General features: G+C 65.7%; 32 protein-coding genes. 31 read left to right on the forward strand and 1 reads right to left on the reverse strand.

The window, feature by feature from the left end:
• From FNZ56_RS00005 to FNZ56_RS00150, 30 genes are all read left to right on the forward strand, one after another.
• On the forward strand, positions 1-125 hold a 125-nt coding region (locus FNZ56_RS00005), incomplete at its 5' end, for an EF-Tu C-terminal domain-related protein (RefSeq protein WP_455363793.1).
• Positions 126-471: 346 nt separating this feature from the next.
• Positions 472-783, forward strand: a complete 312-nt coding sequence (gene rpsJ / locus FNZ56_RS00010) for a 30S ribosomal protein S10 (protein WP_143877895.1) — start codon at positions 472-474, stop codon at positions 781-783.
• A gap of 11 nt (positions 784-794) precedes the next feature.
• Positions 795-1448, forward strand: coding sequence for a 50S ribosomal protein L3 (gene rplC / locus FNZ56_RS00015; protein WP_143877896.1), 654 nt, complete (start codon positions 795-797; stop codon positions 1446-1448).
• A 13-nt stretch (positions 1449-1461) separates the two neighbouring features.
• A complete protein-coding gene (gene rplD, locus FNZ56_RS00020) occupies positions 1462-2064 on the forward strand; it encodes a 50S ribosomal protein L4 (protein ID WP_143877897.1) in 603 nt (200 codons plus the stop codon).
• Positions 2061-2360 (forward strand): 50S ribosomal protein L23, encoded by a 300-nt coding sequence (rplW, locus tag FNZ56_RS00025; RefSeq protein WP_143877898.1) that lies wholly within the window; start codon positions 2061-2063, stop codon positions 2358-2360. The genes rplD and rplW overlap by 4 nt, the downstream gene beginning before the upstream one ends.
• A gap of 10 nt (positions 2361-2370) precedes the next feature.
• Positions 2371-3198: a 50S ribosomal protein L2 gene (rplB, locus tag FNZ56_RS00030; RefSeq protein WP_143877899.1), complete on the forward strand. Its 828-nt coding sequence runs from the start codon at positions 2371-2373 to the stop codon at positions 3196-3198.
• Between the two features lie 6 nt (positions 3199-3204).
• Positions 3205-3480, forward strand: coding sequence for a 30S ribosomal protein S19 (rpsS, locus tag FNZ56_RS00035; RefSeq protein ID WP_143877900.1), 276 nt, complete (start codon positions 3205-3207; stop codon positions 3478-3480).
• 10 nt (positions 3481-3490) lie between these two features.
• Positions 3491-3826, forward strand: coding sequence for a 50S ribosomal protein L22 (gene rplV, locus FNZ56_RS00040; RefSeq protein ID WP_143877901.1), 336 nt, complete (start codon positions 3491-3493; stop codon positions 3824-3826).
• Between the two features lie 2 nt (positions 3827-3828).
• The gene (gene rpsC, locus FNZ56_RS00045; protein WP_143877902.1) at positions 3829-4572 is read left to right on the forward strand and encodes a 30S ribosomal protein S3; all 744 of its coding nucleotides are present in this window, start codon (positions 3829-3831) and stop codon (positions 4570-4572) included.
• A 3-nt stretch (positions 4573-4575) separates the two neighbouring features.
• Entirely contained in the window at positions 4576-4989 is a 414-nt protein-coding gene (gene rplP, locus FNZ56_RS00050; RefSeq protein ID WP_143877903.1) for a 50S ribosomal protein L16, read from the forward strand.
• Positions 4989-5174, forward strand: a complete 186-nt coding sequence (gene rpmC, locus FNZ56_RS00055) for a 50S ribosomal protein L29 (RefSeq protein WP_143877904.1) — start codon at positions 4989-4991, stop codon at positions 5172-5174. The genes rplP and rpmC overlap by 1 nt, the downstream gene beginning before the upstream one ends.
• A gap of 12 nt (positions 5175-5186) precedes the next feature.
• Positions 5187-5450, forward strand: a complete 264-nt coding sequence (rpsQ, locus tag FNZ56_RS00060; RefSeq protein ID WP_143877905.1) for a 30S ribosomal protein S17 — start codon at positions 5187-5189, stop codon at positions 5448-5450.
• Positions 5451-5464: 14 nt separating this feature from the next.
• Positions 5465-5833, forward strand: coding sequence for a 50S ribosomal protein L14 (rplN, locus tag FNZ56_RS00065; RefSeq protein ID WP_143877906.1), 369 nt, complete (start codon positions 5465-5467; stop codon positions 5831-5833).
• A 15-nt stretch (positions 5834-5848) separates the two neighbouring features.
• Positions 5849-6184: a 50S ribosomal protein L24 gene (gene rplX, locus FNZ56_RS00070; RefSeq protein WP_143877907.1), complete on the forward strand. Its 336-nt coding sequence runs from the start codon at positions 5849-5851 to the stop codon at positions 6182-6184.
• Position 6185: 1 nt separating this feature from the next.
• A complete protein-coding gene (rplE, locus tag FNZ56_RS00075) occupies positions 6186-6728 on the forward strand; it encodes a 50S ribosomal protein L5 (RefSeq protein ID WP_143877908.1) in 543 nt (180 codons plus the stop codon).
• Positions 6729-6750: 22 nt separating this feature from the next.
• Positions 6751-7056 (forward strand): 30S ribosomal protein S14, encoded by a 306-nt coding sequence (gene rpsN, locus FNZ56_RS00080; protein ID WP_143877909.1) that lies wholly within the window; start codon positions 6751-6753, stop codon positions 7054-7056.
• A gap of 63 nt (positions 7057-7119) precedes the next feature.
• Positions 7120-7515: a 30S ribosomal protein S8 gene (gene rpsH / locus FNZ56_RS00085; RefSeq protein ID WP_143877910.1), complete on the forward strand. Its 396-nt coding sequence runs from the start codon at positions 7120-7122 to the stop codon at positions 7513-7515.
• A 13-nt stretch (positions 7516-7528) separates the two neighbouring features.
• Positions 7529-8056, forward strand: coding sequence for a 50S ribosomal protein L6 (rplF, locus tag FNZ56_RS00090; RefSeq protein WP_143877911.1), 528 nt, complete (start codon positions 7529-7531; stop codon positions 8054-8056).
• Between the two features lie 32 nt (positions 8057-8088).
• Positions 8089-8442, forward strand: a complete 354-nt coding sequence (gene rplR / locus FNZ56_RS00095; protein ID WP_143877912.1) for a 50S ribosomal protein L18 — start codon at positions 8089-8091, stop codon at positions 8440-8442.
• A 166-nt stretch (positions 8443-8608) separates the two neighbouring features.
• On the forward strand, positions 8609-9151 hold the full coding sequence (gene rpsE / locus FNZ56_RS00100; RefSeq protein WP_143877913.1) for a 30S ribosomal protein S5: 543 nt from the start codon (positions 8609-8611) through the stop codon (positions 9149-9151).
• The gene (gene rpmD, locus FNZ56_RS00105; protein ID WP_143877914.1) at positions 9141-9341 is read left to right on the forward strand and encodes a 50S ribosomal protein L30; all 201 of its coding nucleotides are present in this window, start codon (positions 9141-9143) and stop codon (positions 9339-9341) included. Before rpsE ends, rpmD begins: the two co-directional genes overlap by 11 nt.
• Before the next feature lie 5 nt (positions 9342-9346).
• A complete protein-coding gene (gene rplO / locus FNZ56_RS00110) occupies positions 9347-9784 on the forward strand; it encodes a 50S ribosomal protein L15 (RefSeq protein WP_143877915.1) in 438 nt (145 codons plus the stop codon).
• A gap of 7 nt (positions 9785-9791) precedes the next feature.
• Positions 9792-11150, forward strand: coding sequence for a preprotein translocase subunit SecY (gene secY / locus FNZ56_RS00115; RefSeq protein ID WP_246064623.1), 1359 nt, complete (start codon positions 9792-9794; stop codon positions 11148-11150).
• 296 nt (positions 11151-11446) lie between these two features.
• Positions 11447-11803: a 30S ribosomal protein S13 gene (gene rpsM / locus FNZ56_RS00120; RefSeq protein ID WP_143877917.1), complete on the forward strand. Its 357-nt coding sequence runs from the start codon at positions 11447-11449 to the stop codon at positions 11801-11803.
• Between the two features lie 12 nt (positions 11804-11815).
• Positions 11816-12211, forward strand: coding sequence for a 30S ribosomal protein S11 (gene rpsK / locus FNZ56_RS00125; RefSeq protein WP_143877918.1), 396 nt, complete (start codon positions 11816-11818; stop codon positions 12209-12211).
• A 19-nt stretch (positions 12212-12230) separates the two neighbouring features.
• Positions 12231-12860 carry a 30S ribosomal protein S4 gene (gene rpsD, locus FNZ56_RS00130; protein WP_143877919.1) on the forward strand — a complete coding sequence of 210 codons (630 nt, stop codon included), beginning with the start codon at positions 12231-12233 and terminating at the stop codon, positions 12858-12860.
• A 57-nt stretch (positions 12861-12917) separates the two neighbouring features.
• On the forward strand, positions 12918-13916 hold the full coding sequence (locus FNZ56_RS00135; RefSeq protein ID WP_143877920.1) for a DNA-directed RNA polymerase subunit alpha: 999 nt from the start codon (positions 12918-12920) through the stop codon (positions 13914-13916).
• A 299-nt stretch (positions 13917-14215) separates the two neighbouring features.
• Entirely contained in the window at positions 14216-14599 is a 384-nt protein-coding gene (gene rplQ, locus FNZ56_RS00140) for a 50S ribosomal protein L17 (protein ID WP_143877921.1), read from the forward strand.
• 105 nt (positions 14600-14704) lie between these two features.
• Positions 14705-15202, forward strand: a complete 498-nt coding sequence (locus tag FNZ56_RS00145) for a disulfide bond formation protein B (RefSeq protein WP_143877922.1) — start codon at positions 14705-14707, stop codon at positions 15200-15202.
• A gap of 81 nt (positions 15203-15283) precedes the next feature.
• The gene (locus FNZ56_RS00150) at positions 15284-16669 is read left to right on the forward strand and encodes a class II 3-deoxy-7-phosphoheptulonate synthase (protein WP_143877923.1); all 1386 of its coding nucleotides are present in this window, start codon (positions 15284-15286) and stop codon (positions 16667-16669) included.
• Positions 16670-16675: 6 nt separating this feature from the next.
• Here FNZ56_RS00150 and FNZ56_RS00155 read toward each other — a convergent pair whose 3' ends face one another.
• Complete coding sequence (locus FNZ56_RS00155) at positions 16676-17173, reverse strand: DUF2127 domain-containing protein (RefSeq protein WP_143877924.1); 498 nt, start codon at positions 17171-17173, stop codon at positions 16676-16678.
• A gap of 153 nt (positions 17174-17326) precedes the next feature.
• Here FNZ56_RS00155 and FNZ56_RS00160 point away from each other — a divergent pair, with 153 nt between their 5' ends.
• The gene (locus tag FNZ56_RS00160; RefSeq protein WP_143877925.1) at positions 17327-18460 is read left to right on the forward strand and encodes a hypothetical protein; all 1134 of its coding nucleotides are present in this window, start codon (positions 17327-17329) and stop codon (positions 18458-18460) included.
• Positions 18461-18528 lie beyond the last annotated feature (68 nt).

Genomic DNA, 18528 nt, shown 5'->3' on the forward strand with positions numbered 1-18528 from the left:
GCGACAACATCAAGATGGTGGTGAGCCTGATCAACCCCGTCGCGATGGACGAGGGCCTGCGCTTCGCGATCCGCGAGGGTGGCCGCACCGTCGGTGCCGGCGTCGTCGCCAAGATCCTGAAGTAAGGGCGTCTGGCAGGGGTGCTTGCGCCCCTGCCGGAACTCCCGCTATAATTTCCAGCTCACCGCGGCCGACTCCTTCTGGAACCGGCCGCGACCAGCGAAATGAGGGGCAGGACGCACCTCGTTTTCGCCAGACAGGGACATGTCGCACGGCAGCGCTCCGCCCGTTCCGAAACATAGTTCGGAACATCTTGGCAGGAGCGGTTTCGTGCGTTCGCGACTCAGTCTGGCAGGTCGGGCAACCGGCCTGCCTTCGTTTTTCGGGCCTGAAGGCCTTAGTTCGTGCGGTTGCAACCCGGTCCGGCGCACCCAGCCGTCGAACCGTCGCTCTTTAATCGAGGAAACCCTCATGGCGGACCAGAAGATTCGCATCCGGCTCAAGGCGTTCGATCACCGACTGATCGACCGTTCCACGAGCGAGATCGTCGAGACGGCCAAGCGGACCGGCGCGCAAGTGCGCGGCCCGATCCCGTTGCCGACCAAGATCGAACGCTACACCGTGCTGGTGTCGCCGCACGTCGACAAGGACGCGCGCGACCAGTACGAAACCCGCACGCACAAGCGCGTGCTCGACATCGTCGACCCCAACGACAAGACCGTGGACGCGCTGATGAAGCTCGAACTCGCGGCTGGCGTCGACGTCCAGATCAAGCTGACCTGAGGACGAGAACGATGAGCGCGAAGAAGCATTCGCTCGGCATCGTCGGTCGCAAGGCCGGCATGAGCCGACTGTTCACCGAAGACGGCAAGTCCGTGCCGGTGACCCTGATCGAAGCCACCCCGAACCGCATCACCCAGGTGAAGACGGTCGAGACCGACGGCTACAACGCCGTGCAGGTCGCGGTCGGCGGCAAGCGCGCCGCGCTGGTCAACAAGCCTGAAGCCGGCCATCTCGCAAAGGCGAAGGTGGAAGCGGGCCGCGGCCTGTGGGAACTGCGCGTCGAGGCCGACAAGATCGGCGACTTCCAGGTCGGCGGCGAAATCAAGGCCGACATCTTCGAGGTCGGCCAGATCGTCGACGTCCAGGGCGTGACCAAGGGCAAGGGCTTCCAGGGCACGATCAAGCGCTGGAACTTCCGCATGGGCGACGCGACGCACGGCAACTCGCTGTCGCACCGCGCGCCGGGATCGATCGGCCAGCGCCAGACCCCCGGCCGCGTGTTCCCGGGCAAGAAGATGTCCGGCCACATGGGCGCCGAACAGCAGACCACGCAGCGCCTGCAGGTCGTCAAGGTCGACGCCGAGCGCGGCCTGATCGCGATCCGCGGCGCGGTCCCGGGTGCACCGGGCGGCGACGTGATCGTGCGTCCGTCGAGCAAGGTTTAAGGAGACGATGACGATGGAACTCGCCATCAGCAACGGCAAGACGCTGTCGGTCTCCGACGCCGTCTTCGGCCGTGAATTCAGCGAAGACCTGGTCCACCAGGTCGTCGTTGCCTACCGCAACGCGGGTCGCGCCGGCACCAAGGCGCAGAAGACGCGTTCGGAAGTCAACGGCACCACCAAGAAGTCGAAGAAGCAGAAGGGCGGCGGCGCGCGCCATGGCGCGTTGACGGCCCCGATCTTCGTCGGCGGCGGCGTGACCTTCGCGGCCAAGCCGCGCAGCTTCGAGCAGAAGGTCAACCGCAAGATGTACCGCGCCGCGATCGCTGCGATCCTGTCCGAGCTGAACCGCCAGGGCCGGCTCAAGGTCGTCGACGCGTTCGACGTCGATGCGCCCAAGACCAGTGGCCTGGTGGCCAAGCTCAAGGGCCTCGACGTTGGCCAGCGTCCGCTGATCGTCACCGAGGACGCGTCCGAATCGTTGTACCTGTCGGCGCGCAACCTGCCGTACGTGGAAGTGCGCGACGTGCAGGGCCTGGACCCGGTCGCGTTGGTCGGCGCCGATACCGTCGTCGTCACCTCCGATGCGGTGAAGAAGATCGAGGAGTGGCTGGCATGAGCGCCGTGAACGTGTTCGAAGTGCTGCGCGCGCCGCGCGTGTCGGAAAAGACCGCGCGCCTGCAGGAACTCTCCAACCAGTACGCTTTCGAGGTTTCGCGCGAAGCCAGCAAGGCCGACATCAAGGCTGCGGTCGAGCAGTTGTTCGACGTCAGCGTGAAGTCGGTGAACGTGGTGAACGTGAAGGGCAAGAGCCGCGCGTTCCGCAACCGTGCCGGTCGCCGCGGCGACTGGCGCAAGGCGTACGTGACCCTGGCCGATGGCCAGTCGATCGACGTCACGTCGGCCAAGGCCTGAGGACAGTCCGATGCCATTGATGAAGTTCAAGCCCACTTCCCCCGGCCGCCGCAGCGCGGTCCGCGTGGTCACGCCCGACCTGCACAAGGGTGCGCCGCACGCGGCCCTGGTCGAGAAGCAGGGCAAGACCGGCGGCCGCAACAACCACGGCCGCATCACCACCCGCCACATCGGCGGGGGGCACAAGCAGCATTACCGCCTGATCGACTTCAAGCGCGACAAGGAGAACATCCCGGCGCGCGTGGAGCGCATCGAGTACGACCCGAACCGCACCGCGCACATCGCGTTGCTGTGCTACGTCGACGGCGAGCGCCGCTACATCATCGCGCCGAAGGGCCTGAAGGCCGGCGACCAGGTGATCGCGGGCAGCAACGCGCCGATCAAGGCCGGCAACACCCTGCCGCTGCGCAACATCCCGGTCGGTTCCACCGTGCACTGCATCGAGATGAAGCCGGGCAAGGGCGCGCAGATCGCCCGCGCCGCCGGCGCCGGCGTGCAGCTGATCGCCCGCGAAGGCGTGTACGCCACGCTGCGCCTGCGTTCTGGCGAGATGCGTCGCGTCCCGGCCGAATGCCGCGCGACCGTCGGCGAAGTCGGCAACGTCGAACACAACCTCGAGAAGCTCGGCAAGGCCGGCGCCAAGCGCTGGCGCGGCATCAAGCCGACCGTCCGCGGCGCGGCCATGAACCCGGTCGATCACCCGCACGGCGGTGGCGAGGCCAAGGCCGGCCAGGGCAATCCGCACCCGGTCACCCCGTGGGGCGTGCCGACCAAGGGTTACAAGACCCGCAAGAACAAGCGCACGCAGCAGTTCATCGTGCGCGATCGCCGGAGCTAATCAGAGATGGCACGTTCGCTCAAGAAAGGTCCGTTCGTCGACCACCACCTCATCAAGAAGGTGGAGGCCGCGGGCGGCAGCAAGAAGCCGATCAAGACCTGGTCGCGCCGCTCGATGATCATGCCGGAGATGGTGGGTTTCACCATCGCCGTGCACAACGGCAAGAACCACGTGCCGGTGCTGGTCAACGAGAACATGGTCGGGCACAAGCTCGGCGAATTCGCCATGACGAGGACCTTCAAGGGCCACGGTGGCGACAAGAAGGCCGAAGGCAAGAAGTAAGGAGATGACGATGGAAGCGAAGGCAATCCTGCGCACCGCGCGCATCTCCCCGCAGAAAGCCCGCCTGGTCGCGGACCAGGTGCGCGGCTTGTCGGCCGAACGCGCCGTCAACCTGCTGAAGTTCTCGGACAAGAAGGCCGCGCACCTGATCAAGAAGGTGGTCGAGTCGGCGATCGCGAACGCCGAGAACAACCAGGGCGCCGATGTCGACGAGTTGCGCGTCAAGACCATCATGGTCGACGAAGGCCCGTCGCTGAAGCGTTTCATGGCGCGCGCCAAGGGCCGCGGTACCCGCATTCTCAAGCGCACCAGCCACATCACCGTGGTCGTGGGCGAGGGCAAGTAACCATGGGTCATAAAGTCAATCCGATCGGCATCCGCCTGGGCATCGCCAAGGACTGGAACTCGAAGTGGTACGCCGGCAAGAAGCACTTCGCCGAGTTCCTCGCCGCCGACCTCAAGGTCCGCGAGATGCTGCGCAAGAAGCTGGCCCAGGCCGGCATCAGCAAGATCAGCATCGAGCGTCCGGCGAACAACGCGCGCGTCACGATCCATACCGCCCGCCCGGGCGTGGTGATCGGCAAGCGCGGCGAGGATATCGAGAAGCTGCGCAAGGAAGTGAGCGACCTGATGGGCGTCCCGGCGCACATCAACGTCACCGAAGTGCGCAAGCCCGAACTCGACGCGCAGCTGGTCGCCGAGTCGATCGCGCAGCAGCTCGAGCGCCGCATCATGTTCCGCCGCGCGATGAAGCGTGCTGTTGGCAACGCGATGCGACTGGGCGCGCTGGGCATCAAGGTCAACGTCGCCGGCCGCCTCAATGGCGCCGAGATCGCGCGTTCGGAGTGGTACCGCGAAGGCCGCGTGCCGCTGCACACCCTGCGCGCGGACGTCGACTACGGTTTCGCCGAGGCGCACACCACCTACGGCGTGATCGGCATCAAGGTCTGGGTCTACAAGGGCGAAATCTTCGATTTCAGCCAGGTCGGCCAGGAAAAGCAGGACGACAGTCCGCGCGGCGATCGTGGTGATCGCGGCGACAGGGCGGATCGTCCGCGCGGTCCGCGCCGCGAGCGCGAGGCGAGGGAGTAAGTCATGCTGCAACCCAAGCGAACCAAATACCGCAAGATGATGAAGGGCCGCAACGAGGGCCTGAGCTGGAACGGCAATGCCGTCAGCTTCGGCGAGTACGGCCTGCGCGCCACCGCGACCGGCCAGCTGACCGCGCGCCAGATCGAGGCGGCCCGCCGTTCGATCAGCCGCTACGTCAAGCGCGGCGGCAAGATGTGGATCCGCGTGTTCCCCGACAAGCCGATCACCCAGAAGCCGATCGAAGTCCGCATGGGCTCGGGCAAGGGCAACGTGGAGTACTGGGTCGCCCAGATCCAGCCCGGTCGCATGATCTACGAGATCGAGGGCGTCGACGAGGCGACCGCGCGCGAGGCGTTCCGCCTGGCCGCCGCCAAGCTCTCGGTCACCACCCAATTCGTGACCCGGACGGTGCGCTGATGGACATCAAGCAACTGCGTCAGAAGTCGGCGGACGAGCTCCAGTCGCACCTGCAGGACCTGCGCAAGGAGCAGTTCGCCCTGCGCATGCAGAAGGCGACCGGCCAGCTGGCCAAGACCCACGAGGCCCGCCGGGTGCGCCGCGAGATCGCGCGCGTCAACACCGTGCTCGGCCAGCAGAAGTAAGGACTGCCGACGATGAGCGAAAACACCAAGAAGCTGCGCACGGTCGAAGGCCGCGTCGTCAGCAACAAGATGGACAAGACGGTCACCGTGCTGGTGGAACGCCAGGTGCAGCACGCGCTGTACGGCAAGTACATCCGCCGTTCGACCAAGCTGCATGCGCACGACGCCGACAACGCCTGCCAGATGGGCGACATGGTCCGCGTCGCCGAATGCGCGCCGCTGTCCAAGACCAAGAACTGGCGCGTGGTCGAGATCGTCGCCCACGCGGCCGAATAAGGGGAGGCTGAACCATGATCCAGATGCAAAGCCACCTCGACGTGGCCGACAACTCCGGCGCCAAGGAAGTGATGTGCATCAAGGTGCTCGGCGGCTCCAAGCGCCGCTACGCCAACATCGGCGACATCATCAAGGTGTCGGTGAAGGATGCCATCCCGCGCGGCAAGGTGAAGAAGGGCGATGTCTACGACGCCGTCGTGGTCCGCACCCGCAAGGGCGTCCGTCGCCCGGACGGTTCGCTGATCCGCTTCGACGCCAACGCGGCCGTGCTGCTGAACAACAAGCAGGAACCGATCGGCACCCGCATCTTCGGGCCGGTGACGCGCGAACTGCGCTCCGAGAAGTTCATGAAGATCGTCTCGCTCGCGCCCGAAGTGCTGTGAGCGGAGGACACTGACATGGCAAACAACCGCATCAAGAAGGGCGACACCGTCATCATCATCGCCGGTGGCAACAAGAAAGCTGGCAAGGTGCTCAAGGGCCAGACCGGCGAAGTGCTGCGCGTCGAAGGCGATCGCGTGTACGTCTCCAATTTGAACATGGTCAAGCGCCACACCAAGCCCAACCCGCAGGCCGGCCAGCCCGGCGGCGTGGTCGAGCGCGAGGCGTCGATCCACATTTCCAACGTGATGCCGTTCAACCCTGCCTCCGGCAAGGGCGAGCGCGTCAAGACCAAGGTCCTGGAGAATGGAGAGCGCCTGCGCGTCTTCCGCTCCAGCGGCGAGGCGATCTGACATGACGACCCGACTCGAGAAGTTCTACAAGGAAGAAGTGGTGCCGAAGCTGATGAAGCAGTTCGGCTACACCAATCCGATGGAAGTGCCGAAGCTGACCAAGATCACGCTCAACATGGGCGTGGGCGAGGCCGCTGCGAACAAGAAGGTGCTGGAGAACGCGGTGGCCGACATGGCCAAGATCGCGGGCCAGAAGCCGCTGGTGACCAAGACCCGCGTCTCGGTGGCCTCGTTCAAGATCCGCGACGGTTGGCCGATCGGCGCCAAGGTGACCCTGCGCCGCGCCAAGATGTACGAGTTCCTCGACCGCCTGGTCAACATCTCGCTGCCGCGCGTGCGCGACTTCCGCGGCGTGTCCGGCCGTTCGTTCGACGGCCGCGGCAACTACAACATGGGCGTGAAGGAACAGATCATCTTCCCGGAAATCGACTTCGACCAGGTCGACGCGATCCGCGGCATGGACATCGCCATCACCACCACCGCCAAGACCGACGCCGAGGCGAAGGCCTTGCTGGAAGCGTTCCGCTTCCCGTTCCGCAACTGATCATCGAGGATCGAGACAGACCATGGCCAAGACTTCCATGATCAACCGCGAGACCAAGCGCGCGAAGCTCGCGAAGCAGCACGCCGCCAAGCGCGAGGCGCTGAAGAAGGTCATCGCCAGCCACGACGCCTCCTACGAGGACAAGATGGCCGCGGCGACCAAGCTGCAGAAACTCCCGCGCGATTCCTCGCCGAGCCGCCAGACCAGCCGTTGCGCCCTGACCGGCCGCCCGCGCGGCGTGTACGCCAAGTTCGGCCTGGGCCGCAACGCGCTGCGCAAGGCGACGATGAACGGCGACGTCCCCGGCCTGCGCAAGGCGAGCTGGTAACAAGTTCTTCCAACCCAAGATTTTCGCGAAAGCGGATATCGGTGCACTCAAAGGTAACTTTCAATGAGCATGACTGATCCCATCGCCGACATGCTGGTCCGCATCAGGAATGCGGCGGCGGTCGGCAAGCAGACGGTGAAGATGCCGTCGTCCAAGACCAAGGTCGCGATCGCCAACGTCCTCAAGGACGAGGGCTACATCGGCGAGCTGCGCGTGACCGAGAACGGCGCCAAGGCCGAGCTCAAGATCGTGCTGAAGTACTTCGAAGGCAAGCCGGTGATCGAGAAGCTGCAGCGCGTGTCGCGCTCGGGCCTGCGCCAGTACCGCGGCAAGGATGCCTTGCCGAAGGTGCTCGGCGGCCTCGGCGTCGCCATCATTTCCACCTCCAAGGGCATCATGACCGACGCTCGCGCTCGCCAGGAAGGCGTGGGCGGCGAAGTCCTGTGCTTCGTGGCCTAAGGGAGTAGCGCACATGTCCCGCGTCGCCAAGAAGCCGATCGCCCTGCCCAAGGGCGTCGAGTTCAACATCCAGTCCGACAGCGTCAGCGTCAAGGGCCCGAAGGGTACCTTGTCGATCGCCAAGCCGAACGGCATCGAAGTCAAGCTCGAGGACGGCAACGCCCAGTTGTCGGCCAACGACGACAACCTCGTTCCGCTCGCCGGTACCCTGCGTGCGATCCTCGCCAACATGGTGAAGGGCGTGTCCGAAGGCTTCGAGCGCAAGCTCGAGTTGGTCGGCGTCGGTTACCGCGCCGCCATGCAGGGCAAGGACCTGAACCTGTCGCTCGGGTTCTCGCATCCGGTGCTGTTCACGGCGCCGGAAGGCATCACCATCGCCACCCCGACCCAGACCGAGATCGTGGTCAGCGGCGCCGACAAGCAACGCGTCGGCGAAGTCGCGGCCAAGATCCGCGGTTTCCGCCCGCCGGAACCGTACAAGGGCAAGGGCGTGAAGTATTCCGACGAGACCATCATCCGCAAGGAAGCCAAGAAGGCGTAATCGCTCGCTTTCAGCTTCCGGAGAACAGAACCATGGACAAGAAAATCGCCCGCCTGCGCCGCGCCAAGTCCACCCGCGCGCATATCCGCGAACTCGGCGTGCCGCGCCTGTCGGTGCTGCGCACCGGCCAGCACGTGTACGCGCAGCTGTTCAGTGCCGACGGCTCCAAGGTGCTGGCCGCGGCCAACACCACCCAGGCCGACGTGCGCGACGGCCTGAAGAACGGCCGCAACAGCGATGCCGCGGCCAAGGTCGGCAAGGCGATCGCCGAGAAGGCGCGCGCCGCCGGCATCGAGAAGGTCGCGTTCGACCGTTCGGGTTACCGCTTCCACGGCCGCATCAAGGCGCTGGCCGAAGCCGCGCGCGAAGGCGGCCTGCAGTTCTGATGCTTGAACGCATGGAGCTTCGGCCCCATGCATTCGGCACGTTGTTGCTCGCCGATGCGAGGTGCATCGGACGCCGTGGCCGGTTGCGGCCATTGCGGAACACCCGAACCACTCCACAACCATAAGCGGCGAAGCCGCAATTCCCTTTCACAGACGAGACAACGCAATGGCAGAACAACGCGAATCCCGCGGCCGCGACCGTAATCGCGACCGCGAAGAGATCGACGATGGCATGGTCGAGAAGCTGGTCGCGGTCAACCGCGTCAGCAAGACCGTCAAGGGCGGCCGCCAGTTCACCTTCACCGCGCTGACCGTGGTCGGCGACGGCAATGGCAAGGTCGGCTTCGGCTACGGCAAGGCGCGCGAAGTGCCGGTCGCGATCCAGAAGTCGATGGAATACGCGCGCAAGAACATGGTCAGCGTCGACCTGAACAACGGCACCCTGTTCCACCAGGTGAAGGCCGGCCACGGCGCGGCCCGCGTGTTCATGCAGCCCGCGTCCGAAGGTACCGGCGTGATCGCCGGCGGCGCGATGCGCGCCGTGCTCGAAGCGGTGGGCGTGAAGAACGTGCTGGCCAAGGCGGTCGGTTCGCGCAACCCGATCAACCTCGTGCGCGCCACGGTCAAGGGCCTCGAGTCCATGCACTCGCCGGCCAAGATCGCGGCCAAGCGCGGCAAGAAGGTCGAGGAGGTGCTGCATGTCGCCTAAGTCCGGGAACAACGGCGGAACCGTCAAGGTCCGTTTGGTCAAGGGCCTGCGTGGTTCGCAGGCCAAGCACCGCCTTTCGGTGCGCGCGCTGGGCCTCAACAAGCTCAACGACGTGCGCGAACTCAAGGACAGCCCGCAGGTCCGTGGCCTGATCAACAAGGTCCACTACCTGGTCCAGGTCGAGGAATAAGCATCATGAAGCTCAATACGCTCAAGCCTGCCGACGGCGCCCGCGAAGATCGCAAGCGCGTCGGACGCGGCATCGGTTCCGGCCTCGGCAAGACTGCCGGCCGCGGACACAAGGGTTCGTTCGCGCGTTCGGGCAAGGGCAAGATCAAGGCCGGCTTCGAAGGCGGCCAGATGCCCATGCAGCGTCGCCTGCCCAAGATCGGTTTCGCTTCGCACAAGAAGAGCGACACCGCCGAAGTGCTGCTGTACCAGCTGGACAAGCTGGACGCCGGCACGATCGACTTCGCTGCGCTGCGCGCCGCCAAGCTGGTGCCGAGCACCGCGAAGCAGGCCAAGGTGGTGAAGAAGGGCGAGATCAGCAAGAAGTTCGTGCTGAAGGGCGTGCTGGCCACGGCCGGCGCACGCGCCGCGATCGAAGCCGCCGGCGGCCAGGTCGGGGAGTAAGCGACGCATGGCGCGAAGCGCTCAGGCAATGGGTTCCCTCGGCGGAGTCGGCAAGTTCACCGAACTCCGCCAGCGGCTGTTGTTCCTGGCCGGCGCCATGGTCGTGTACCGCATCGGCTGCTACATCCCGGTGCCGGGCGTCAACCCGGAAGCGATGTTGCACCTGATGGATGCGCAGAAGGGCACCATCGTGGACATGTTCAACATGTTCTCCGGCGGTGCGCTTCGGCATTTCAGCCTGTTCGCGCTCAATGTCGTTCCCTATATCTCCGCCTCGATCATCATCCAGCTGTTGGTGCAGATCCTGCCCAGCCTGAAGGCGATCCAGAAGGAAGGCGAATCCGGTCGCCGCAAGATCACCCAGTGGTCGCGCATCGGCGCGATCCCGCTGGCGGTGTTCCAGGCCGCCGGCATCGCCACGGCACTGCAGCATCAGGGCGCGCAGAACGGCATACCCGTCGTCTATGCGCCGGGCATGGGCTTCGTCCTGACCGCGGTCGTCGCGCTGACTGCCGGCACCATGTTCCTGATGTGGCTGGGCGAGCAGATCACCGAGCGCGGCATCGGCAATGGCGTGTCCATGATCATCTTCGCGGGCATCGTCGCCGGACTTCCCGGCGCGACGCTGAACACGCTGGAGCAGGCGCGCAACGGCGACATGAGTCCGCTGGCGGTGATTGCCATCCTCGTGATCGTGTTGGTGTTCACCCTCTTCGTGGTGTTCATGGAAAGCGGCCAGCGCCGCATCACCGTGAACTACGCGCGCCGCCAGGGCGGCCGCAGCGCGTACATGAACCAGTCGTCGTTCCTGCCGCTCAAGCTCAACATGTCGGGCGTGATTCCGCCGATCTTCGCGTCGTCGATCGTGATGTTCCCCGCGACCGCCTCGCAGTGGTTCGGGCAGGGCGCTTCGGGCTCGACCCTGCAGACCACGCTGCAGAAAGTCAGCCAGGCGTTGTCGCCGGGCGAGCCGCTGCACATGATCCTGTACGCGGCGCTGATCATCGGCTTCGCGTTTTTCTATACCGCGCTGGTGTTCAACTCGCAGGAGACCGCCGACAACCTGAAGAAGTCGGGTGCGCTGATCCCCGGCATCCGCCCGGGCAAGGCCACCGCCGACTACATCGACGGCGTGCTGACCCGGCTGACCGCCGCAGGCGCGATCTACCTGGTCATGGTCTGCCTGTTGCCGGAGATCATGCGCACCAAGCTCGGTACCTCGTTCTATTTCGGTGGCACGTCGCTGCTGATCGTGGTGGTCGTGGTGATGGACTTCATCGCCCAGATCCAAGCCCACCTGATGTCGCACCAGTACGAGAGCCTGCTGAAGAAGGCGAATCTGAAAGGCGGCTCGCGAGGCCGTTGACGAACAATCGCCGGATCGGGCTTCAAGCCCCGACCGGCAAGATGGGCGACCCCCGCAGCGATTCCGGGCGTGGGTGGCAACGAACCGATCCGCGCGCCGGAGTAGCGCGCGGGCAGGCCGGGGAACAGTCCGGTACTGCCAGTTCGAAGCCGTCGCCGGAGCATGGGCACACTCCCCATGCCGGGTCCATGCCCTCCGGGGCAGGGGCTTCCTGAACCACCGGAATCTGGCTATAATTTCATGTTCACCGCGCCGGATTGCCAAATCCGGTGCCATTTCGTATCGGAGATCGCCTTATGGCGCGTATTGCGGGCGTCAACCTGCCTGCCCAGAAGCACGTCTGGGTCGGCCTGCAGAGCATTTACGGCATCGGCCGCACCCGTTCGCAGAAGGTCTGCGAAGCGGCGGGCGTGCCGTCGACCACCAAGATCCGCGACCTGTCGGAGCCGCAAGTCGAGGCGCTGCGCGCCGAGGTCGGCAAGTACGTGGTCGAAGGCGATCTGCGTCGCGAAGTCGGCGTGGCGATCAAGCGCCTGATGGACCTGGCCTGCTATCGCGGCCTGCGCCATCGCCGCGGCCTGCCGTTGCGCGGCCAGCGCACCCGGACCAATGCCCGGACCCGCAAGGGCCCGCGCAAGGCCATCAAGAAGTAAGGAACCCAGACCATGGCCAAGCCGGCAGCCGCCAACAAGACCAAGAAGAAGATCAAGCGCGTCATCACGGACGGCATCGCGCACGTCCACGCGTCCTTCAACAACACCATCATCACGATCACGGACCGCCAGGGCAACGCGCTGTCGTGGGCGACTTCGGGCGGCGCGGGCTTCCGCGGTTCGCGCAAGTCGACCCCGTTCGCCGCGCAGGTCGCCGCCGAGAAGGCCGGCAAGGCCGCGCTCGACTACGGCGTGAAGTCGCTGGAAGTGCGCATCAAGGGCCCGGGTCCGGGCCGCGAATCGGCCGTGCGTTCGCTCAACAACGCCGGCTACAAGATCACCAACATCATCGACGTGACGCCGATCCCGCACAACGGGTGCCGTCCGCCGAAGAAGCGTCGCGTCTGACGCCGGGGAGCAATAGAACATGGCTCGTTATCTCGGTCCCACCTGCAAGCTCGCGCGCCGCGAAGGCGCCGATCTTTCCCTCAAGTCGCCGGCCCGCGCGCTGGACTCCAAGTGCAAGCTGGAGCAGAAGCCCGGCCAGCACGGCGCGACCGCGCGCAAGGGCAAGCTGTCCGACTACGCCACCCAGCTGCGCGAGAAGCAGAAGGTGAAGCGCATCTATGGCCTGCTCGAGCGCCAGTTCCGCAACTACTACAAGAAGGCGTCGAACCGGAAGGGCAACACCGGCGAGAACCTCCTGCAGATGCTGGAGACCCGCCTCGACAACGTCGTCTACCGCATGGGTTTCGCGGTCACCCGTCCGGCCGCGCGCCAGCTGGTGTCGCACCGCGGCGTCACCGTGAACGGCAAGCCGGTCAACCTGCCGTCGTACGCGGTCAAGGCCGGCGACGCGATCGCCCTGTCGGAAAAGGCGCAGAAGCAGCTCCGCGTGCAGGAATCGCTGGCCGTCGCCAAGCAGATGGACCTGCCGCCGTCCTGGGTCGAAGTCGATTCGAACAAGTTCGCCGGCGTGTTCAAGGCCGTGCCGGACCGCGCCGACCTGCCCAGCGACATCAACGAAGCGCTGATCGTCGAGCTGTACTCGAAGTAATTTTCTTTGCGTCACGCGCCCGGCGTCATGAACCGGGTGCATCAGGAGACCCCACGAATGACGGTTACCGCCAACCAGGTCCTGCGTCCCAAGGCCCCCCAGATCGAGCGCCTGGCCGACAACCGCGCCAAGGTCGTGATCGAACCGCTGGAGCGCGGCTACGGCCACACCCTCGGCAATGCGTTGCGCCGCGTGCTGCTGTCGTCGATCCCCGGCTACGCCATCACCGAGGTCGACATCGACGGCGTGCTGCACGAATACAGCACCATCGAGGGTCTGCAGGAAGACGTGCTGGAAGTGCTGCTGAACCTCAAGGACGTCGCCATCCGCATGGGCACCGGCGACAGCTCCACCCTGAGCCTGACCAAGCAGGGCCCGGGCGTCGTCACCGCCGGCGACATCAAGACCGACCACAACGTCGAGATCCTGAACCCCGACCACGTGATCGCGCACCTGACCAAGGACGCGACCCTCGACATGCGGCTCAAGATCGAGCGCGGCTTCGGCTACCAGCCGGCCGCCGCCCGCCGCCGCCCCGACGAGGAAACCCGCGCGATCGGCCGCCTGATGCTCGATGCCTCGTTCTCGCCGGTGCGCCGCGTGGCCTACGAAGTCGAGGCCGCACGCGTCGAACAGCGCACCGACCTGGACAAGCTGGTCCTCGACATCGAGACCAACGGCACCATCGACGCCGAGGAAGCCGTGCGCACCGCCGCCGACATCCTCAGCGAGCAGCTCAGCGTGTTCGGCGACTTCACCCACCGCGAGCGCGGTGCGGCGAAGCCGGCGGCTTCGGGCGTCGACCCGATGCTGCTGCGCCCGATCGACGACCTCGAGCTGACCGTGCGTTCGGCCAACTGCCTCAAGGCCGAGAGCATCTACTACATCGGCGACCTGATCCAGAAGACCGAAGTCGAGCTGCTGAAGACGCCGAACCTCGGCAAGAAGTCGCTCACCGAGATCAAGGAAGTGCTCGCTTCGCGCGGCCTTTCGCTGGGCATGAAGCTCGAGAACTGGCCGCCGGCCGGCATCGCCTCGCACGGGATGATGGGCTGAGGCAACGCGCTCAGGCGATGCCCTATCGGCATCGCCTGCGTTGACTCGGCGCCCGGCCATGGATGGACGGGCAGGGCGTTCCGAAGCCCTCGAAACACCGCCATGGATGGCAGCAGCGAATTGAAAAAGAAAGACACTGGATTCCCGCTTTCGCGGGAATGACGAACGAAAGCCGACGAACCCAGTTCGCGGCGCGCCGGTCACGGAGGATCGGCCAGGGCCAGCGTAGCCCGAAGCTCCAACGCCACGATGGCGACAGCGAAGTCCAACAGCTCCAGCATTCAACAGGAACCAACGCCATGCGCCACCAGAAATCCGGACGCAAGTTCAGCCGCACCAGTTCGCATCGCGATGCGATGTTCTCGAACATGGCCGCCTCGCTGATCAAGCACGAACTCATCCGCACCACGCTGCCGAAGGCCAAGGAACTGCGCCGCGTCGCCGAGCCGCTGATCACCCTCGGCAAGGTCGACGGCGTCGCCAACCGCCGCCTCGCGTTCTCGCGCCTGCGCGACAAGCAGGCCGTGGGCAAGCTCTTCGTCGAACTCGGCCCGCGCTACGCCACCCGCCCGGGCGGCTACCTGCGCATCCTCAAGTGCGGCTTCCGCGCCGGCGACAACGCGCCGATGGCCTACGTCGAACTGGTCGACCGCCCCGACGTTTCGGCCGTCGACGCCGACTGATCTTCGGTCCGATCCGGATCAACGAAGCCCCGGCCATGAGCCGGGGTTTTTCGTTTGCGGGGCAGGGCGCGATAATCGCGGCAACTTCCGCAAGCGAGCGCGCACGTGAACCCATTCCGTTGGAGCTTCCGCAAGCAGTTCCTCCTCGGCTTCGCCTGCTGCGCAGCGTTGCTCGGCTACGCGTTCTACGTACAGTTCCACCTGCGCATACAGCCGTGCCCGTTCTGCATCTTCCAGCGCATCGCCTTCGCCGCGCTGGGGCTCGTGTTCCTCGTCGGCGGGCTCGCCGCACCGCGTTCGCAGGGCGCACGCAAGGCGTGGTCGCTGTTGGCGCTGGTGCCCGCCGTCGTTGGCATCGGCTATGCAGGCCGCCATTCCTGGGTGCAGTTGTATCCGCCGGAAATGCCGAGCTGCGGCCCTGGCCTGAACTTCATGCTCGAACGGCAATCCTGGCTCGGCGTCGCGCGCAAGGTGCTGATGGCCGATGGCGATTGCAGCAACATCAATTGGCAGTTCCTCGGCTTGAGCATGCCGATGTGGTGCCTGTTGTGGTTCCTGGCGCTCGCGGCATGGGCGTTGCTGGCCGGTTTCCGCCGTCGCTGAATCGGTTCCGTGGCGAGGCTTGCGGCTGGTGCCGCGGGCGCGGATGATGGGTGATGCGTTGCAGTGCAGCATGAGCCGACGATGAGCCTTCCCGAACACCACCTGCGCTCGGTCAACCTGCCCGAAGGCTGGACGCCGGATAGTTGGCGCGCGCGGCCCGCGCTGCAACAGCCGCAATACCCGGACGCTTCAGCGCTGGCCGGGGTGCAGGACGAATTGCGCGCGTTGCCGCCACTGGTGACCTCGTGGGAAATCCTGTCGTTGAAGCGGCAGGTCGCGGAGGCGCAGGAAGGACGGCGTTTCCTGTTGCAGGGCGGCGACTGCGCCGAGCGTTTCGTCGAATGCACGCCGGACGTGATCAGCAACCGCTTGAAGGTGTTGCTGCAGATGAGCCTCGTGCTCGTCCACGGGCTGCGCCTGCCGGTGGTGCGCGTCGGGCGTTTCGCCGGGCAGTACGCCAAGCCGCGTTCGGCGGACGTCGAAACCCGCGACGGCGCGACCTTGCCCTGCTATCGCGGCGACATCGTCAATGGCCCCGAATTCACGACCCTGGCGCGCACGCCGGACCCGCGCCTGATGGTGAAGGCGCACGCGCGTTCGGCGATGACGATGAACTTCGTGCGTTCGCTGATCGACGGCGGTTTCGCCGACCTGCACCATCCGGAGTATTGGGACCTCGGCTGGGTCCAGCACTCGCCGCTCGCCGACGAATACCACCGCATCGTCGCCGGCATCGGCGACGCGGTGCGTTTCATGGAAACGATCTCCGGCAACGAGGTGCACAACCTCAACCGGGTCGATTTCTACACTTCGCACGAAGCCCTGCTGCTACCCTACGAAGAAGCGCAGACGCGGCAGGTCCCGCGGCAATGGGGCTGGTTCAATTTGTCCACGCACTTCCCGTGGATCGGCATGCGCACCGCCGCGCTCGATGGCGCGCACGTCGAATATTTCCGCGGCATCCGCAACCCGATCGCGCTCAAGGTCGGGCCCTCGACCACGCCGGAGCAGTTGCTGCGCCTGGTCGACGCGCTCAATCCGGACGACGAGCCCGGCAGGCTGACCCTGATCCACCGCATGGGCGCGGGGAACATCGCGGCCAGGCTGCCCGCGCTGCTGGATGCGGTGAAACGCGACGGCCGGCGCGCGCTCTGGGTCTGCGACCCGATGCACGGCAACACCGAGACCAGCGCGAACGGCTACAAGACGCGCCGCTTCGGCAACATCCGCGCCGAACTGGAAACCGCATTCGAGCTGCATGCGGCGGCAGGCACGCGCCTGGGCGGCGTGCACCTCGAACTCACGGGCGAGGACGTCACCGAGTGCACCGGCGGTGCGCGCGACCTGACCGACGCCGACCTGGAGCGCGCCTACCGTTCGACCGTGGATCCGCGGCTCAACTACGAACAGGCGCTGGAACTGGCGATGCTGGTGGTGCGCAAGCGCGGGATCGTCGCCCGCGCCTGAGCGCGTTCAGTGCTTGCGCTTGAACAGGTCGCGGGCCAGCACCCAGACCACGATCAGGTTCACCACCACCACCACCGCCTCCATCCAGTGGCGGTGGCGCGCGAACGCGTAGATGTCGAAGGGGAGGTAGAGCGCCGCGGTGACGCAGCCCAGCCACGAGGCCCAGGCCTTCGCCCGCCACAGGCCCCAGCCCTCGAGGAGGTGCAGCGCGCCGTAGACCGCGACGATCGCCGCGGCGAAATGCACGGTGCCGGGGCCGATGGCATTCGCCAGCCATGCCATCGCGCCGTGTTCGGGATCGAGCTGGAAGCGCGCGATCAGCAGGTGCACCCAGTGTTGCAGAGGAGCGGGGCCGATCAGCGCCAGACCGCTCGCGGCCAGCCACGCGAGCAGGCCCTTGCCGGCCTCGAAGATCGCGATGACGTGCAGGCCCGGATGCGCATGCGGATCCGGGTTGTAGTGCGGATGCGTCTCGTCCTGCACTTGGCTGGGCTGGTTTGGCATCCGGCGAGGCTACCCGCCGCGGCGGGCAGTGTCGACCTCGGGCGGAGTGGCGAGCTTGGCGTGGTGGTGGGATCGTCGGCGGGTTGGCGGCGCTTGCGCTATCGTGAACAAAGCCAACGAGGCGGCGCCTGCGGGATCGAAGGAGATGCGCCCATGGTCGTCAAGTGCGTAATTGCAATCCTGGCGATTGCCGCAGGTACTTCGCATGCATTCGCCAGCGGAGTTCGGCTCACCGCGGAGCAAGCCAAGGACGCCGCCATGGCGTCGTTGCGCCTGATCCCGGGCAGCAATATCGATCCCAACTTCGATATTCGTGATGCCGGGAACGTCGATCTCGACGGCGATGGCGTGAACGAGGTCGTATATCGGTACTCGGCGACATGCCCGGATACGGATTACGACTGCCCCAATGAAATCATGGTCATGACGTCGAAGGTGCCTCGCGAGCGACCGTCGCCCATGCCGTATGTGGGGATGCCGAGCGCGCTGGAGACGCACGGGCCTGCGGTCGTTGTGCATGGCTATGCCAATGATGCAGGCGCTCACATTCCAGGCGAGATCAAGGCGCTTGCGATCCAGGGCAACGAGTTGAGCGTGACCTTCGTGAATACCGGGGATTCACCGCGCTGCCGGCACTCGATCCCGACGAGGTATTACGCAAAGCCGTTCAAGCGCTGCCCGGCGCCCGGGCGATATACATGGCACTACCGGTGGACGCCGGGGTTCCTGACGCGGACGGAAATCCCTTCAGCCGCGCAAAAACGCCCGATTACGCAGCAAGCTGCCCAACGCGCGGCCGAGGCGTCGTTGAGGGCAAACGATCCGGGAGACGGCGAGGTCGAGTACGACTATCGCGCCCGGCATGTCCAGACGGTCGATCTGGACGGCGATGGCGCGCAGGAAATCGTCTATCTGTTGACCTCCACCAATACTGGATTCGGTCCGGGGGACGCGACCAATGCCTTGATCGTGATGACCTGGCTCAAGCCCGATGATTTGCGGGGCGTGGCACCGTATCCGGAGAGCCACAGCTACGATGTCGAAACCTACGACAAGATCCGCGCCAGCGGTTATGCCGATGATGCGGGCGTGCATATTCCCGGCGAGGTCGAGCGTATCCGGATCGATGGCACGACGCTCATCGTGACGTTCCTGAGCAAAACGGGTTCACCCATTTGCCTGCCCCGTGACGAAAAGTCACGGGGCTATCCGTGCCCGCCGCCGGGGAAGCACACATGGCGGTATCGGTGGACGCCGGAACACATCGTGCGGGTGGAGCATCCGTAGCGACCAGCCGGCAAGCCGCTTCGGATGCCTTGCGGTGCGGTTGGAGCCGCAACCGCGCCGCGTCGACC

The organism is Lysobacter lycopersici (assembly GCF_007556775.1).
In the GTDB taxonomy this organism is placed as follows: domain Bacteria; phylum Pseudomonadota; class Gammaproteobacteria; order Xanthomonadales; family Xanthomonadaceae; genus Pseudoluteimonas; species Pseudoluteimonas lycopersici.

Bases quoted from the DNA above. Each gene is read 5' to 3' on its own strand.
- rplD (WP_143877897.1), top strand. From the start codon at position 1,462: ATGGAACTCGCCATCAGCAACGGCAAGACGCTGTCGGTCTCCGACGCC.
- rplW (WP_143877898.1), top strand. From the start codon at position 2,061: ATGAGCGCCGTGAACGTGTTCGAAGTGCTGCGCGCGCCGCGCGTGTCG.
- rplC (WP_143877896.1), top strand. From the start codon at position 795: ATGAGCGCGAAGAAGCATTCGCTCGGCATCGTCGGTCGCAAGGCCGGC.
- FNZ56_RS00160 (WP_143877925.1), top strand. From the start codon at position 17,327: ATGGTCGTCAAGTGCGTAATTGCAATCCTGGCGATTGCCGCAGGTACT.
- rplB (WP_143877899.1), top strand. From the start codon at position 2,371: ATGCCATTGATGAAGTTCAAGCCCACTTCCCCCGGCCGCCGCAGCGCG.
- rpsH (WP_143877910.1), top strand. From the start codon at position 7,120: ATGAGCATGACTGATCCCATCGCCGACATGCTGGTCCGCATCAGGAAT.
- FNZ56_RS00150 (WP_143877923.1), top strand. From the start codon at position 15,284: ATGAGCCTTCCCGAACACCACCTGCGCTCGGTCAACCTGCCCGAAGGC.
- rplO (WP_143877915.1), top strand. From the start codon at position 9,347: ATGAAGCTCAATACGCTCAAGCCTGCCGACGGCGCCCGCGAAGATCGC.
- rpsS (WP_143877900.1), top strand. From the start codon at position 3,205: ATGGCACGTTCGCTCAAGAAAGGTCCGTTCGTCGACCACCACCTCATC.
- secY (WP_246064623.1), top strand. From the start codon at position 9,792: ATGGCGCGAAGCGCTCAGGCAATGGGTTCCCTCGGCGGAGTCGGCAAG.
- rplR (WP_143877912.1), top strand. From the start codon at position 8,089: ATGGACAAGAAAATCGCCCGCCTGCGCCGCGCCAAGTCCACCCGCGCG.
- rplV (WP_143877901.1), top strand. From the start codon at position 3,491: ATGGAAGCGAAGGCAATCCTGCGCACCGCGCGCATCTCCCCGCAGAAA.
- rpsD (WP_143877919.1), top strand. From the start codon at position 12,231: ATGGCTCGTTATCTCGGTCCCACCTGCAAGCTCGCGCGCCGCGAAGGC.
- FNZ56_RS00155 (WP_143877924.1), bottom strand. From the start codon at position 17,173: ATGCCAAACCAGCCCAGCCAAGTGCAGGACGAGACGCATCCGCACTAC.
- rpsQ (WP_143877905.1), top strand. From the start codon at position 5,187: ATGAGCGAAAACACCAAGAAGCTGCGCACGGTCGAAGGCCGCGTCGTC.
- rplX (WP_143877907.1), top strand. From the start codon at position 5,849: ATGGCAAACAACCGCATCAAGAAGGGCGACACCGTCATCATCATCGCC.
- rplP (WP_143877903.1), top strand. From the start codon at position 4,576: ATGCTGCAACCCAAGCGAACCAAATACCGCAAGATGATGAAGGGCCGC.
- rpsN (WP_143877909.1), top strand. From the start codon at position 6,751: ATGGCCAAGACTTCCATGATCAACCGCGAGACCAAGCGCGCGAAGCTC.
- rplQ (WP_143877921.1), top strand. From the start codon at position 14,216: ATGCGCCACCAGAAATCCGGACGCAAGTTCAGCCGCACCAGTTCGCAT.
- rpmD (WP_143877914.1), top strand. From the start codon at position 9,141: ATGTCGCCTAAGTCCGGGAACAACGGCGGAACCGTCAAGGTCCGTTTG.
- rpsE (WP_143877913.1), top strand. From the start codon at position 8,609: ATGGCAGAACAACGCGAATCCCGCGGCCGCGACCGTAATCGCGACCGC.
- FNZ56_RS00135 (WP_143877920.1), top strand. From the start codon at position 12,918: ATGACGGTTACCGCCAACCAGGTCCTGCGTCCCAAGGCCCCCCAGATC.
- rpmC (WP_143877904.1), top strand. From the start codon at position 4,989: ATGGACATCAAGCAACTGCGTCAGAAGTCGGCGGACGAGCTCCAGTCG.
- rplE (WP_143877908.1), top strand. From the start codon at position 6,186: ATGACGACCCGACTCGAGAAGTTCTACAAGGAAGAAGTGGTGCCGAAG.
- rplN (WP_143877906.1), top strand. From the start codon at position 5,465: ATGATCCAGATGCAAAGCCACCTCGACGTGGCCGACAACTCCGGCGCC.
- rplF (WP_143877911.1), top strand. From the start codon at position 7,529: ATGTCCCGCGTCGCCAAGAAGCCGATCGCCCTGCCCAAGGGCGTCGAG.
- rpsC (WP_143877902.1), top strand. From the start codon at position 3,829: ATGGGTCATAAAGTCAATCCGATCGGCATCCGCCTGGGCATCGCCAAG.
- rpsJ (WP_143877895.1), top strand. From the start codon at position 472: ATGGCGGACCAGAAGATTCGCATCCGGCTCAAGGCGTTCGATCACCGA.
- rpsM (WP_143877917.1), top strand. From the start codon at position 11,447: ATGGCGCGTATTGCGGGCGTCAACCTGCCTGCCCAGAAGCACGTCTGG.
- rpsK (WP_143877918.1), top strand. From the start codon at position 11,816: ATGGCCAAGCCGGCAGCCGCCAACAAGACCAAGAAGAAGATCAAGCGC.